Genomic DNA, 14,617 nt, shown 5'->3' with positions numbered 1-14,617 from the left:
GGCTCCCGCTTTTTCTGTTTCAGGGGTCCCGTCAGAGGACCCGGGAGGTTCTTTGATGTGCTCCATCCAGATCGAACCCGTCATCGAGACGCAGCGTCTTCGGCTGCGGCTCCCCCGCATGACCGACGCCCCCCGCGTGGCCAAGCTGCTCAACGACCGTGAGCTGGCCCGCATGACCCATTCCATCCCCCACCCCTACGGACTGGAGGATGCGCAGAGCTATCTGGCCCAGGCGGACGACGCCGACGCCCGGGCCATGTTCGTCATCGATCACCCGGAACAGGGGCCCGTCGGGGTGGTGGGCTTCGACAGCGAGAACGGCGCCCCCGAGATGGAGTGCTGGATCGGCCGGCCCTTCTGGGGTTTGGGGTTCGCCACCGAGGCGGCCCAGGGCGCGCTGGTCTGGGCGCACAGGGACTGGAAGCGGCGCTACGTCCTGGCGCGCCACTTCTCCGACAACCCGGCCTCGGCCTCGGTGCTCTGCAAGACCGGCTTTCTCTACACTGGGGAGGTCAAGCTCTCGCCTTCGGCCGCCCGCGGCGAGGCCGTCCCCTCGCGGATGATGGTCTGGCTGGCGTGAGTTTGCGGCGCTCGCGTGGTAGAGCCTTTAGGATCAGATCCTTCATCTGATCCGTTGAAAAGGCTCTATTCTAAGAAGGTAGAGCGCGCCGAACGGGTTAACCGGCTTCCACTTAACCCTCGCGCGCTCTATGGCGGGCGCCGAACCTCGTCTGGATATGGAATTGACCTCGACCACCACCGCCAAAGCGCCCTTGGACGCCCTGCTCGCAGGGCGCTCCTTGGCATGGCGTGTCGGCGCCGTCCTGGTGGGGAGCTGGCTGCTGGCGGCCTCCTCCCTGGCCGAGGTCCCGATGTATCCCGTCCCCATGACCCTGCAGACCTACGCCCTGCTGGTCATCGCAGGACTGTCGGGCCCGCGCCTGGCCCTTGAGATCGTCTTCGTCTGGCTGGCCCAGGCCGCCATGGGCCTGCCCGTCCTGGCCGACGGCGCGAGCGGCGTCGCGGCCCTGGTCGGTCCCACGGGGGGCTATCTCGCCGGCTTCCTGGCGGCGGCGGGCCTGGTGGGCTGGCTGGCCACGCGCCCCGGGGGCCGGGACTGGCGGCCTCTCGTGGCGAGCTTCCTCGCCGCCCACGCCCTCATCCTGCTGCTGGGCTTCGCCTGGCTCGCGGCCGGACTGGGGGCCAAGGCCGCCTTCGCCGGCGGCGTCGCGCCCTTCCTCGCGGGCGCTTTCTTGAAAACCCTATTGGCCGCCGCGACCGTGAAGATCGCCGGCGACCGGATCCTGACCCGATGAAATTCCTCGACCAGTGCAAGGTCTATATCCGCTCCGGCAACGGCGGCGGCGGCGCCGTCTCCTTCCGGCGCGAGAAGTATATCGAATACGGCGGCCCCGACGGTGGCGACGGCGGCCGCGGCGGCGACGTCTGGATCGAGGCCCAGGATGGCCTCAACACCCTGATCGACTTCCGCTACAGCCAGCACTTCAAGGCCGACACCGGCACCCACGGGATGGGCCGAAACCGCCACGGCGCGGCGGGCGAAGACATCATCATGAAGGTCCCCGTCGGCACCCAGGTGCTGGAGGAGGACAAGGAAACCCTGATCGTCGACATGGACACCGCCGGCCAGCGCTTCCTGCTGGCGAAGGGCGGCAACGGCGGCTGGGGCAATGACCGCTTCAAGAGCTCCATCAACCAGGCCCCCTACCATGCCAACCCCGGCCAGGAGGGGGAGGAGCGCTGGATCTGGCTGCGGCTGAAACTGATCGCCGATGTCGGCCTGGCGGGCCTGCCCAACGCCGGCAAGTCCACCTTCCTGGCCGCCGCCAGCGCCGCCAAGCCGAAGATCGCCGACTATCCCTTCACCACCATCCACCCCAATCTCGGCATCGTCGACCTGTCCCCCAGCGAGCGGTTCGTCCTGGCCGACATCCCCGGCCTGATCGAGGGCGCCTCGGACGGTGCCGGCCTCGGCACTCGCTTCCTGGGCCACGTGGAGCGCACCGCGGTGCTGATCCACGTGATCGACTCCACCCAGACTGACGTCGTCGAGGCCTGGAGGACCGTACGCCACGAGCTGGAGGCCTATGGCGAGGAACTGGGCGACAAGACCGAGATCATCGCGCTCAACAAGATCGACGCCCTGGACGAGAGCACCGTGGCCATGCAGCGCGAGGCGCTGGAGGAAGCCGCCGGCGTGCCGGTTCGCCTGGTCTCCGCCGTCGCCGGGACCGGGGTGAAGGAAATCCTGCGCGAGGCCTACGCCCTGGTGCGCGACCGCAAGGCCGCCGCGGCCGTCGGCAAGGGCGGCGAAGACGAAGTGGGCTGGAAACCTTGAGCGGGATCGAGCGCGCCCGCCGGGTCGTCGTCAAGGTCGGCTCAGCCCTGCTGGTAGGCGAGGGCGGGACCGCCGACACCCTGTGGCTGGCCGCCTTCGCCGCCGACCTCGCCCGGATGCGGGCCCGGGGCCAGCAGGTTCTGGTGGTCTCCTCCGGCGCCGTGGCGCTCGGCCGCCGCCGGCTGATGCTGGCCAAGCGGTCCCTCACCCTGCCCGAGAAACAGGCCGCCGCCGCCGCCGGCCAGTCGGCCCTGATGCGCGCCTGGGAAGAGGCCCTCGAACCCCACGAGATTCACGCCGCCCAGGTGCTGCTGACCCGCGACGACACCGAGGTCCGCCACCGCTGGCTCAATGCGCGGGCCACTGTCGAGACCCTGCTGGACCTCGGCGTGGTCCCCGTCGTCAACGAGAACGACACCGTGGTCACCGAGGAGATTCGCTACGGCGACAACGACCGGCTGGCCGCCCGCGTGGCCCAGATGATCGGCGCCGATGTGCTCGTCCTGCTGTCGGACATCGACGGCCTCTACACCGCCGATCCCCGCAGCAACCCCGATGCGAAGCACCTGGCCCGCATCACTCACCTGACGCCGGAGATCGAGGCCATGGCGGGCGGCGCCAACGCCAGCGCCGGGGTCGGCACCGGCGGCATGGCCACCAAGATCGCCGCGGCCCGGATGGCCCAGTCGGCCGGCTGCGCCACCGTCATCACGCTCGGCCGCCGCCCCTCGCCGCTGGCCGCGCTCGAGGCCGGCGAACCCGCCACCGTCATCGAGCCGGCGCTCAGCGCCAAGGCCGCCTACAAGGCCTGGATCGCCGGGACCCTGGCCCCCGCCGGCACCCTGGTGATCGATAGCGGCGCCGCCCGCGCGCTTTCCACAGGCAAGAGCCTGCTGGCCGCCGGGATCCGCGCCGTCGAGGGCCGGTTCGAGAAGGGCGACGCGGTCATCGTCCGCGACGAGGCGGGCCGCGAGATCGGCCGCGGCCTGGCCCGCTACGACAGCGCCGACGCCGTCACGATCCTGGGGCTGAAGTCCGACGCCATCGAGGGCGCCCTGGGCTACACCTCGGGCCCGGTGATCCACGCCGACGACCTGGCCCTGGGCCACGCCCCGGCGGAAGTTTCGGCGGTCTAGCTGCCCTTGCCGGGTCGGATGAAGGGTCGATAGCCCTATTCGGCAAACCCACCGCTCATCCCGGCGAAGGCCGGGACCCAGGTGAAACCCACTCCGCTTTCAAGCGAGCCCGAGGGAGATGAGAGATCAACCGCCGCCGCTCGGGATGAAGCTGGGTCCCGGCCTTCGCCGGGATGAGCGGTGTTATCTCCAGGACGGAGCGCGACCCCTCCAGACCTAAACCGCCTCGGCCCGCGCGTCCGGCGGGGCTTCGGCGCCGGCCAGGGCCTCGCCGATGGTCTCGTACAGCACCCCCACCTCGATGGGCTTGGCCACATAGGCGGTCATGCCGGCGGCCATGTATTCGGCGATCTGGTGGCTCATGGCGTTGGCCGACAGCGCGATGATCGGGATCGGGGCCATGCCCTGGGCCAGCTCCGCCTGACGGATCGCCAGGGCCGCGGCCACCCCGCCCATCTCCGGCATCTGGATATCCATCAGGATGACGTCGAAATCGGCGGTGGCCCAGGTGGCGACCGCCTGCAGGCCATCCCCCACCACCGTCAGCTCGACGTCCAACGGGGCCAGCAGGGCGGCCAGCACCCTCTGGTTGGTGGGATTGTCCTCCGCCGCCAGGATACGCAGCCGCCGGTCCTGGGGCAGGGTGATCTCGCCCGGACTGGCGTTGGCCGGCGCGCGCGGCGTCTCGCTGATGCGCGGCAAGGGCAGGCTGACCCGGAACTCCGAGCCCTTGCCGGGCGTGCTGGCGACCTCGACGGTCCCGCCCATCAGCTCCACCAGTTCGCGGCTGATGGCCAGGCCCAGCCCCGTGCCGCCGAACTTGCGCTCGTTTGAGTCGTCGACCTGGGTGAACTTGGAGAACAGCCTGGGCAGGGCTTCGGCCGACATGCCGATGCCGCTGTCGCGGACGATGAAATCCAGGCCCTTAGGTGCGGTCGTCACCTCCAAAGAGACCGCGCCAGAGTCGGTGAACTTCACGGCGTTGGAGAGCAGGTTCGACAGGATCTGGCGGATGCGGTCGGCGTCCCCCAGCCACACCCCGGTGGCGTCCAGGTCGACCGTGGCCTCCAGGTCCAGCCGCTTGGCGGTCGCCGCGCCGGTAAAGGTGGAGACCGTTCGCGTCGCCAGGGTCTCGATGTCGAACTCGACAGGCGCCAGGTCCAGCTTGCCGGCCTCGATCTTGGAGATGTCCAGGACGTCGTTCAGCACCTGCAGCAGGCCCGCGCCCGAGTCACGGATGATGTGCAACCGCTCCCGCTGATCGGGGGCAAGTTCCTCGCGCTCCATCACCTGGACCATGCCGAGCACGCCGTTGAGCGGGGTGCGGATCTCGTGGCTCATATTGGCCAGGAACTGGGACTTCATCTTGTTGGCGCTCTCGGCGGCCTCCTTGGCCACCTGGCTGCGCACCAGCACATCCTCCATCTCGCGCCGCTCCTGGGCTCCGCGGCGGAAGACTCCCAGCGCCTGGGCCAGACGGCCGATCTCGTCCTCGCGGAACTCGTAGGGAATCTCGCTGTCCAGATCGCCGGCGGCCACAGCGCCCATGGCCTGCGTGATCCTGGCCATCGGCCGCACCACCCGGCCGACGATGAAGGCTGCTGACAGCAGGCCGAAGGCGCAGGCGATCGCCATCATGGCGATGGCCAGCCGCACCTGGCGCTCGGCGGCCTGCACCTGACGGGTGGCGTGCTCGGCGGTGAGGTCGAAGGTGACGCCGACGATGTCCATCAAGCTGCGCAGGCTTTGGATCATGGCGTGGTTCAGCGCCGGCCCGTCCACCGGCGCGCCGGCCTCCAGCGCGGCGAGCACGGCGGCCCGGGTGGATCGGAACTCGAGGAAGTAGCCGCGCTCGGCCGTGGCGATGGCGCGAGTCAGGCGCGGGGGATTGAATGGGAGGTTGGCCTGGGCCGTCAGCATCCGGTGCGGCGCGTCCACGGCGCCGGTCAGCTTGGCCATGGCTTCGCGCTCGGCCGCCGTCGCCGGCTTGCCCCGGGCCGCCACCTCGCCCAGCAGCATGACGTCCAGCCCCGCCGCGTCGCGCTCCAGCCAGGCCAGCTGCTTGACGGTCATCATCCGGGCGATGAAGGGATCAACCTGGATGGCCTCATTGGAAAGCTGAGCCGAGAGCTCGCCCAGGGTGTCGACCAGATTGCCGTTGGCGGTGAGCCAGGCCTCACGCAGGGCGGCGGACCGGCGCGGATCCGGGGTGGCCAGGGCGTGATCGGTCACCTGACGCATATGCTGCATGGTCGCCTGCCGCGCGCCGATCTCGCTGACCAGGCGACGCAGCGCCGGACGGTCGGAGACCCCCTTCTCCAGGCGGGCGCGCTGCAGGCGGGCCAGGGCCGAAGCGATCGCCGCGTCGGTCGCGCTTCGGCCGTCCCTGAGCTCGCGCAGGGCCTGAGGCGGCGGGACGCCGGGCTTGGCGAGCGCGATGCCCACCGCCCCTCGTTCCAGGCGCAGCCCCTGCATGGCGTGGAAGATGTCGCGTGAAATCTCGGCCGCCAGCAGCACCCGCTGGGCGGTCTGCTGTCGCTGATAGGCCTGCACCGCCAGCATGGCGAAGGTGACCACCAGGGAGACCACCATCACCCCGGCGATGATCTGGAGCAACGCGCCGAGACTGAGGATCTTCTTCATAGCGCTCCCCACCCGAAGTTGCCGATGGCCGGACCCTAGGTGGCGGACTGGTAACGGCGGCTTAATCGGCGAGACATTCGGTCGCGCGTCAGCGGTGAATTGCCGCCTCCGGCAAAGGTGCTTACTAAGGCTCATCTTGAGCATATGGCGGTCGACGTGGACGATGCGGCGGGCAGAGGCAGGACAGAGACGGCCAACGGCCGGCTGACCACGCTCGCCTCTGGCATGGCGATCCCCTATGGCGGCGACCGCGTGGCCTATGTCCCGCAAGCCCTGGCCGACGCCTTCCGGGCCGGCGACCGGCTGGTGGTGGTGCAGGATAGCGGCGACCTGCTGCACGTTCCCGCCACCGTCCAGGCCCTGGCCGAAACCGCCGTCGGCAAGGCCCACGACGCCTTCCAGAAGATGGGCGCGGTCTCTGACGCCGCCATCACCGCCTTCTTCGAGGCCTTCGCCGCCAACCTGGCCGATGAGACGATCTGGGCCGCCATCGGCCAGGCCAACGCCGCCGATGTGACCAAGGCGCAAGGCCGCGGCCGCTCCACCACCCGCTTGTCGGTCAGCGCCACGATGCGCGCCGACATGATCTTGGGCCTGCGGGCCTGGCGCGACACCCCTGGCGTCCGCGGCCGGGTGCTTGAGACCACCACCCACGAGGGCTGGAGTGTCGACCAGGTGATGGCGCCCCTGGGCGTTACGGGCTTCGTCTTCGAGGGCCGCCCCAACGTCTTCGCCGACGCCACCGGGGTGCTGCGCACCGGCAACACCGTGGTCTTCCGCATCGGCTCAGACGCCCTGGGCACGGCGCGGGCCATCGTCGAGCATGCCCTCGATCCCGCCCTGGCGTCCGCCGGCCTGCCCAAGGGCGCCGCCGCCCTGGTCGATAGCGCCGAGCACGCCGCCGGCTGGGCCATGTTCTCCGACAAACGCCTGGCGCTCGCCGTCGCCCGCGGCTCGGGCTCCGCCGTGGCCCAGCTGGGCGCCATCGCCCGCCAGGCCGGGACCCCGGTCAGCCTGCACGGCACGGGCGGCGCCTGGATGGTGGCCGACGCGAGCGCTGACGCCGCTCGCTTCGAGGCCGCCGCCTACCACTCCCTGGACCGCAAGGTCTGCAACACGTTGAACGTCTGCTGCATCGTCCGTGAGCGGGCGGCCGACCTGGTCCCGGTCTTCCTGGCCGCCCTGCAAGCCGCCGGTGAACGGCGCAAAGGCGCCAAGCTGCACGTGATCGACGGCTCGGAGCGCTACATCCCCGCCGCCTGGCGCGACGCCCGCGTCACCGTCGCCCGCGCGCAAGGGCCGGTCGAGGAACCCCTGGTGGAACGCCTCTCCGAGGCCGAGCTCGGCCGCGAGTGGGAATGGGAAGAGACCCCGGAGGTCACCCTGATGGTGGTGGAGGACGCGGGCCAGGCGATCGCCCTCTTCAACCGCTACAGCCCCCGGTTCGCCGCCAGCCTGATCTCGGAAGACGCCGCCGCCCACGAGCGCTTCTACGCCGCCATCGACGCTCCCTTCACCGGCGATGGCTTCACCCGCTGGGTGGACGGCCAGTACGCCCTGAACCGCCCTGAGCTCGGTCTCTCCAACTGGGAGCATGGCCGGCTGTTCGCCCGTGGCGGGGTCCTGGCCGGGGACGGGGTGTTCACCGTCCGCGCCCGGGTCCGCCAGACCGACCTCAACCTCGACCGCAATCCCGATACGGCGAAGCGGTTTTGATCCAGAGCAGAGACCATGTGGTTCGCGGGACCCGCCCGGCGCGTCCCTGAGGCCGGCCGGCCCGCGACCCTGCGCCTGGGCTTTACGCTCACGCGGGGTATGCGGGTGGGGCTCTATGGCGGCTCGTTCAATCCGGTCCACGCCGGCCATGCCCACGTGGCCGAGACCGCGCGGCGGCGGCTGAAGCTGGACCGGGTGATCTGGCTGGTCTCGCCGCAAAACCCGCTGAAGTCGTCGAAGGACACCGCCAGCCTCGCCGAGCGCATGGCCGCCGTGCGCAAGGTGGCGCGTGGCCGGGCGATGATCGTCTCCGACGCCGAGACCGCCATCGGCTCCACCTACACCATCGACACCCTGCGGGTGCTGAAGGCTCGGTTTCCGGGCGTGAAGTTCGTCTGGATCATGGGCGCGGACAGCCTGGCCAGCTTCCACCGCTGGCGCGGCTGGACGCAGATCATGGGCGGCGCGCCGGTCGCCGTGGTTTCCCGGCCCTGGATTTCCCTGAAAAGCCGCTTCTCGCCGGCCGCCCGGCGGTTCAGCCACGCCCGCCGTCCCGCCAGCCAGGGGCCCATCCTGGCCGGGGCCAAGCCGCCCCGCTGGGTGTTCCTCACCGGCCCCCTGAACTTCCTCTCCTCCACCGCCATGCGGGCGCGGATGGGTGGCTCAAGATCGTGATTTCACGCGGACTGCCCCTTTCCCCGCAATCATGATATGAGGCCTTTTAGCGAGGCAAAAAAGGAGCTACCCCGCTGAGCCCTGACCCTGCGCCGAGTGCGCACGAAACCCCGATTTCCACCGAGGTTTCCTCCGATATCCAGAACCGCATCAGCGCTCTGGAAGACCTGATCCTGGCGCGTCTCGACGACGACAAAGCCCAGGACGTCGTGTTCATCGACCTGAAGGGTAAGAGCGCGGTGGCCGACGGCCTGATCGTCGCCTCTGGCCGTTCGCACCGCCATGTCGGCGCCATGGCCGACCACCTGCTGCGCGCCCTCAAGGACGAGGGCTACGGCAAGGTGCGCGTCGAGGGCATGCCCCATTGCGACTGGGTGCTGATCGACACCGGCGACGTGATCATCCACCTGTTCCGTCCCGAGGTCCGCACCTTCTACAACATCGAAAAGATCTGGTCGGTGGACTCGGCCCACATCGCCTTCACTTGAAGCTGACGATCCTGGCGGTCGGGCGTCTGGCCCGTTCCCCCGAGGTCGAGCTGGTGAAGCTCTATGTGGACCGCGCCACCGCGGCCGGTCGTGCGCTCGGCCTTGGCCCCGTCGAGGTGGTCGAGGTCGAGGCCAAGAAGCCCGGCAAGGCCGCTGAGGCCGATGTCCTGCGCCCGCACCTGACCGACGCCCACGTCATCGCCTGCGATGAGCGGGGCGCCGCGCGCGCGTCCCGCGACTTCGCCGCCGAGATCGCCCGGCTGCGCGACCAGGGGGTGCGGCGGCTGGTGTTCTTGATCGGCGGCGCCGATGGCCTCGATCCCGCCCTTGTGGCCAGCGCCAACGGCAAGCTGGCCTTCGGTCCCCAGACATGGCCCCATGCGCTCGCCCGCGCCATGCTGGCCGAACAGGTCTATCGGGCGGTGACCATCCTGGCCGGCGGCCCCTATCACCGTGACTGAAGCCCCTTGCTGACCCTCCGCACCGCCTGTCTGATCGGCGCCTTCGCCAGCCTGGCGGTGGGCGTCGTGGCGCTCGCCGCCGCCAGCGAGCGGGACAAGCTGCAGAGCCTCAATGTCCGCGAGACGGTGCTCAGCGCCGAGCAGGGCCGCAATCTCAACCGCCTGGCCCGACTGCTCACCGTGCTGGAACAGTTCCGCCGCGATCCGCCGCCGGCGCTGCTGGTCAGCCCCGATGACGCGGTCTCCGCCGTCCGGGCCGCCATCCTGGTCAAGGCCATCACCCCGGAACTGCAACGCCGCGCCAAGCTCTACGCCGCCGAAGCCAGCGAGATCGCCCGCCAGCGCCGCCTGGCCGCCGTGGCCAGCGAGGCCCTGTTCACCGCCGACAGCCAGCTGGCCGAGGCGCGCATGATGCAGCCCCCGGGCCTGCGGCCAGCCAACCCCCTGCAGGACGACGACGGCGAGGTGACCCCGCCCAAGAGCCTGGCGCCCCCCGCCCCGGGGCCCATCACCCGGCGCTTCGGCCAGGCGGTTCCCGGCGGCGGCAAGGCTAACGGCCTGACCATCGCGACCGCCTCTGGGGCGAAAGTGACGGCGCCCGACGCCGGACTTGTCCAATATGTGGGCCCGGTAAAGGGCTGGGGTGTGATCTTGATCTTAAGATTGGCCGGTGGATACCATCTGGTGTTGGCTGGTCTGGACCGGACAAGCGTCGGCGTCGGACAATCCGTCGCGGCGGGTGCGCCTGTCGGATGGATGGCGGATGGGCGACAATCGCCTTCTGACCTCTATCTTGAGGTCCGGGAACGGGGCGCGCCGGTAGACCCGGGGCGTTGGATGAAGGGCGGAAACGGCTTGAGACCGACCGTCGGCTGAGAGCGTGACAGACGGAAGTGGACACCGGTTCCGGCGCCCGTCACGCTCAACGCATAAGAGGCCGAGCCTGTTCAGGCTCGGAGAAGACTAAGGAACCTCCTGGGGTTCTGGTGGGGACGTGAAGCGGTTAAGCGGCTCAATTCCGCCGCAAGGGAGCCCTAGGGCCTTGGTTATGCGCAAGTATCTGTTGATCGGTGTTTCGGCCTTCGTCCTCGGGGCGGGGTCCATGGCCTATGTGAGCCAGCAGGCCCTGGCCTCGGCCCAGCCGCGGGCCAAGACCTACAAGATGCTCGAGCTGTTCGGCGACGTGCTGGACACCGTCGAGCGTCAGTACGTCACCGAGGTCGACGACAAGAAACTCATCGAGGCGGCCATCGACGGCATGCTGACCTCGCTGGATCCCCACTCCGGCTACCTCAATCCCGAGAGCTTCGACGACATGCGCGATCAGACGCGCGGGGAGTACGGCGGCCTGGGCATCGAGGTCACCAGCGAGGACGGCGTGGTCAAGGTGATCTCGCCCATGGACGGCACGCCCGCCTTCAAGGCCGGGGTCAAGGCCGGCGACTTCATCACCGCCGTCAACGGCGAGAGCGTGTTGGGCCTGTCGGTGAACGACGCGGTCAAGCAGATGCGCGGCAAGCCCGGCGAGGCGGTCACCCTGACCATCGCGCGTGAGAAGACCGATCCCTTCGACGTCAAGCTGATCCGCGAAGTGATCAAGCCCAAGTCCGCCACCGCCAAGCTCGAGGGCGACTACGGCTATCTGCGGGTCTCGGCCTTCAACGAGAAGACCACCGACGAGGCTGAGGCGGCGATCGCCGACCTGCGCGCCAAGAACCCCAAGATGAAGGGCCTGATCCTCGACCTGCGCAACAATCCGGGCGGCCTGCTCGACCAGGCCGTCAGCATCTCCGACCTGTTCCTGGAGGGCGGCGAGATCGTCTCCCAGCGCGGCCGCGACCCCCGCGACGTCGAGCGCTACAACGCCCGCACCGGCGACGCCATCGGCGGCCTGCCGATGGTGGTGCTGATCAATTCCGGCTCGGCCTCTGCCGCCGAGATCGTGGCCGGCGCCCTGCAGGACCGCAAGCGCGCGGAACTGGTAGGCCTCACCAGCTTCGGCAAGGGCTCGGTCCAGACCGTGATCCCGCTGCGCGGCGGCATGGACGGCGCGCTGAAGCTGACCACGGCGCGCTACTACACCCCCTCGGGCCGCTCCATCCAGAAGACCGGCATCCAGCCGGACCTGGAAGTGGCCGAGACCCGCGACGAGGCCCAGGCCATCGCCAACCGCGCCTTCCAGTTCAGCGAGGCCTCCTTCCGCAACGCGTTGAACGCCGAGGAGGGCAAGACCCGGGTCGGCGCCCACGAACCGGCCGAGGCGCCCCCCGAGGCCTTCAACACCAACACCGGCGACTTCCAGCTGGCCCGCGCCAAGGACGTCCTGCGCTATGGCTCGGTGGCCGCCACGCCCAAGCTGCCCAAGCCCACCGCCAAGATGGCCGAGGTGGTCTCCAAGCTGCCCAAGCTCGAGCCCAAGCCGCTCGCCAAGTAGTCAACGGGCGGGGCCACGCTGAGCCCTTTAGGGTCAGATGATCATCTGACCCGTTCAAAGGGGCTCAAAAGTCAAAACATAGAGCGCGTACGACGCGCTCTATGCGGCCCCGCCTGCGACCCTGCAACCTGCTGCGGCGCGGCGAAAAGTAGCCCTTCATTAACCATGATCGCGCAGGCTCCCGGCTGAAGCCTTGCGCGTGGTCATGTCTATGTTTTCCAAGAAAAAGCTCGTCACGGTCCCCGCCGCCCCCAGCCCGGGGATCAATGCGCAGGAGATGTTCGCCAAGGCCATCGCCAACCCCTATGTGGGTGCCGGCGGCGCGGCCTTCCTATTCATGTCCGCGGCCCTGATCCTGGTCACCCTGATGGGCGATCCCAAGGCCGGCACGCCGGTGGTCCGCATCAGCCTGGCCAAGGTCGCCGCCATGGCCGCGCCCCCCGGCTGGCGCGAGGCCCTGACCGCCGACCATCCCGGCGGCACGACGCTGTCGACCGACATCTTCCGCCTCTCGGAAAACCCCCTGGGCCCCGGAGCGGCCTTTGGTCAGGCGGTGATCACCGTCCCCGGCGGCCAGGCCTTCCACGCCGCCGATCCCCTGCCCCCAGCCCCCATCGCCGGCCTGACCGCGCAAGGGTCCGGCGGACTGCTGCCGATCATCGGCTCGGGCGGCAAGACGCCTGCCGAGGCCTATGCCCGGCCCTTCGCCAGCAATGGCCGGCCCAAGGTTGGCCTGGTGATCGGCGGCCTGGGTCTCAACGCAACGGCCACCCGCCAGGCCATCGAAAACCTGCCGCCCGAGATCACGCTGTCCTTCGTGCCCTATTCCGACGGCCTGCAGGGCTGGATCGATCTCGCCCGCCAGAACGGCCATGAGGTGCTGCTGGAAGCCCCCATGGAGCCGGTGGACTATCCCGACAACGATCCCGGCCCCTACACCCTGATGGCCCAGGCCCAGGGCCAGGAGACGGTGAAGAAGCTGGAATGGCTGCTCAGCCGGGCCACCGGCTATTTCGGGGTCACCAACTATCTCGGCTCCCGCTTCGTGGGCTCCGACAGCGCCATGACCGCCTTCACCGGCGCCCTGCGCGGTCGCGGCCTGGCCTTCATCGACGACGGCTCGGCCTCGCGGCGCGGCGGTGGCCTGCCCCGAGCCTCGGCCGACCGCATCGTCGACGACCAGCTCTCCGTGGAGGCGATCGACCAGCAGCTCCTGTCCCTGGAAGCCGGCGCCCTGCAGCACGGCCAGGCGCTCGGATCGGGATTTGCCTACCCCGTGACACTGACACAGGTGGCGCAGTGGGCCCAAAGCGTGGAATCTAGGGGCTACCAACTGGCGCCGGCCTCGGCGCTGACCACACGCAGGTAATCTCGCGCCTATGGAAGACCTCGCCGCCTATCGCCCGAACGTCGGGGTGGTGCTCTTCCACCCTGACGGCCGCGTCTGGCTAGGGCGGCGGGTCAACACGCCCGAGCCCTACAACTGGCAGTTCCCGCAGGGCGGCGTCGACGCCGGCGAGGATCTGTACGCCGCCGCCCAGCGCGAGCTGGCCGAGGAGACCGGGGTCACATCCACCACCCTGCTCGGCCGCACCGACGGCTGGATGGCCTATGACTTTCCCGCCGGCCACAACGGCAGCAAGATCGCCAAGGGCTGGAAGGGCCAGCGCCAGGTCTGGTTCGCCCTGCGCTTCGACGGCGAAGACAGCGAGATTGACCTTGGCGGCCAAGGCCATCCCGAGTTCGACGACTGGCGCTGGGGCAAGCTTTCCGAAACGCCAGGCCTGGTGGTCCCCTTCAAGAAGGCCACCTACGAGGCCGTCGTCACCGCCTTCCACGATTTCGCGGGCCTGACGGGTCGCGCCGCCTGATGGCCGCTCCCATCGTCATGGTCCACGGCGCCTTCTGTGGCGGCTGGGCCTTCGAGGCCTTCCGCGCGCCCTTCGAGGCCGCCGGCCACACCGTCCTGACCCCGGACCTGCGCGGCCACGGCGAGGCGGGCGGCTCGGTCGCCGGCCTGTCGATGACCGACTATGCCAAGGATATCGCCGCCCTGTGCACGAGCCTGCCCGAGCCGCCGATCCTGATCGGCCACTCGCTCGGCGGTCTGGTGTGCCAGCTGGCCGCCAAGCGGGCGCCGCTCAAGGCCCTGGTCCTGCTGGCCCCATCGCCGCCCTGGGGCGTGGCGGGCTCCTCCATGGAGGAGGCGGTCACCGCCTTTGGCCTGATGATGGGGGCGGCCTTCGCCCAGAGCATCAGCCCTGACCGCACCCTGATGCGGACCTACAGCCTCGACCGCATGCCCAGCGCCGAGCGCGAGGCGGCCGTCCAGCGCCTGCGCCCCGAGAGCGGCCGGGCCCTGTGGGAGGCGCTGAACTGGTGGCTCGACCCCTTCATGACCACCAGCGTGGGCACGGGGGGGATCGGCGTCCCCTGCCTGGTGATGGTGGGCCAGCGCGACGTGGTCCACCCGCCGATGACCGCCCGCCAGACCGCCCAGCGCCTGGCCGCCGACTACATCGAGATGGCCGGCATGAGCCACTGGCTGCTGGGGGAAACCGGCTGGCAGGCCGTGGCCACCCAGGCCTGGGACTGGCTAGAACGGCTGGACGCCCGCGCCCCGGCCTAGCGGCGCTCGGCTCGGCGCTCTTCCCTTGCCGGAGAAGGTGGCCCTGTGGATCAGGTTCGGATGAGGGGTCGGTAGA

The 14,617-nt window shown here is 69.8% G+C and carries 14 protein-coding genes; 13 read left to right on the top strand and 1 reads right to left on the bottom strand.

Annotated elements, in window-relative coordinates; translation table 11 throughout:
• Positions 1-55: 55 nt before the first annotated feature.
• The 4 genes from JKL49_RS20670 (at position 56) to proB (ending at position 3,495) form a co-directional block, all read left to right on the top strand.
• Positions 56-580 (top strand): GNAT family N-acetyltransferase, encoded by a 525-nt coding sequence (locus tag JKL49_RS20670; protein WP_215343332.1) that lies wholly within the window; start codon positions 56-58, stop codon positions 578-580.
• A 163-nt stretch (positions 581-743) separates the two neighbouring features.
• Positions 744-1,316, top strand: a complete 573-nt coding sequence (locus tag JKL49_RS20665) for a biotin transporter BioY (RefSeq protein WP_215343331.1) — start codon at positions 744-746, stop codon at positions 1,314-1,316.
• On the top strand, positions 1,313-2,359 hold the full coding sequence (gene obgE / locus JKL49_RS20660; protein WP_215343330.1) for a GTPase ObgE: 1,047 nt from the start codon (positions 1,313-1,315) through the stop codon (positions 2,357-2,359). The genes JKL49_RS20665 and obgE overlap by 4 nt, the downstream gene beginning before the upstream one ends.
• Complete coding sequence (gene proB, locus JKL49_RS20655) at positions 2,356-3,495, top strand: glutamate 5-kinase (protein WP_215343329.1); 1,140 nt, start codon at positions 2,356-2,358, stop codon at positions 3,493-3,495. Before obgE ends, proB begins: the two co-directional genes overlap by 4 nt.
• 216 nt (positions 3,496-3,711) lie before the next feature.
• Here proB and JKL49_RS20650 read toward each other — a convergent pair whose 3' ends face one another.
• Positions 3,712-6,138 (bottom strand): ATP-binding protein, encoded by a 2,427-nt coding sequence (locus tag JKL49_RS20650; RefSeq protein ID WP_215343328.1) that lies wholly within the window; start codon positions 6,136-6,138, stop codon positions 3,712-3,714.
• Positions 6,139-6,282: 144 nt separating this feature from the next.
• On the opposite strand from JKL49_RS20650, the gene JKL49_RS20645 reads away from it, so the two are divergent.
• From JKL49_RS20645 to JKL49_RS20605, 9 genes are all read left to right on the top strand, one after another.
• Entirely contained in the window at positions 6,283-7,854 is a 1,572-nt protein-coding gene (locus JKL49_RS20645; protein WP_215343327.1) for an aldehyde dehydrogenase family protein, read from the top strand.
• A 15-nt stretch (positions 7,855-7,869) separates the two neighbouring features.
• Positions 7,870-8,529 (top strand): nicotinate-nucleotide adenylyltransferase, encoded by a 660-nt coding sequence (locus JKL49_RS20640; RefSeq protein ID WP_215343326.1) that lies wholly within the window; start codon positions 7,870-7,872, stop codon positions 8,527-8,529.
• A 74-nt stretch (positions 8,530-8,603) separates the two neighbouring features.
• The gene (gene rsfS, locus JKL49_RS20635) at positions 8,604-9,017 is read left to right on the top strand and encodes a ribosome silencing factor (RefSeq protein ID WP_215343386.1); all 414 of its coding nucleotides are present in this window, start codon (positions 8,604-8,606) and stop codon (positions 9,015-9,017) included.
• On the top strand, positions 9,014-9,478 hold the full coding sequence (gene rlmH / locus JKL49_RS20630; RefSeq protein WP_215343325.1) for a 23S rRNA (pseudouridine(1915)-N(3))-methyltransferase RlmH: 465 nt from the start codon (positions 9,014-9,016) through the stop codon (positions 9,476-9,478). Before rsfS ends, rlmH begins: the two co-directional genes overlap by 4 nt.
• A gap of 6 nt (positions 9,479-9,484) precedes the next feature.
• On the top strand, positions 9,485-10,354 hold the full coding sequence (locus JKL49_RS20625; RefSeq protein WP_215343324.1) for a murein hydrolase activator EnvC family protein: 870 nt from the start codon (positions 9,485-9,487) through the stop codon (positions 10,352-10,354).
• 172 nt (positions 10,355-10,526) lie between these two features.
• A complete protein-coding gene (locus tag JKL49_RS20620; protein WP_215343323.1) occupies positions 10,527-11,912 on the top strand; it encodes a S41 family peptidase in 1,386 nt (461 codons plus the stop codon).
• 205 nt (positions 11,913-12,117) lie between these two features.
• Positions 12,118-13,281: a divergent polysaccharide deacetylase family protein gene (locus JKL49_RS20615; protein ID WP_215343322.1), complete on the top strand. Its 1,164-nt coding sequence runs from the start codon at positions 12,118-12,120 to the stop codon at positions 13,279-13,281.
• A gap of 10 nt (positions 13,282-13,291) precedes the next feature.
• Positions 13,292-13,783, top strand: coding sequence for an RNA pyrophosphohydrolase (locus tag JKL49_RS20610; protein WP_215343321.1), 492 nt, complete (start codon positions 13,292-13,294; stop codon positions 13,781-13,783).
• The gene (locus tag JKL49_RS20605) at positions 13,783-14,541 is read left to right on the top strand and encodes an alpha/beta fold hydrolase (RefSeq protein ID WP_215343320.1); all 759 of its coding nucleotides are present in this window, start codon (positions 13,783-13,785) and stop codon (positions 14,539-14,541) included. Before JKL49_RS20610 ends, JKL49_RS20605 begins: the two co-directional genes overlap by 1 nt.
• Positions 14,542-14,617 lie beyond the last annotated feature (76 nt).

Origin of the sequence: Phenylobacterium glaciei (assembly GCF_016772415.1) — a bacterium.
Classification (GTDB): Bacteria; Pseudomonadota; Alphaproteobacteria; order Caulobacterales; family Caulobacteraceae; genus Phenylobacterium; species Phenylobacterium glaciei.
This window is presented reverse-complemented; position numbering and strand designations above follow the sequence as displayed.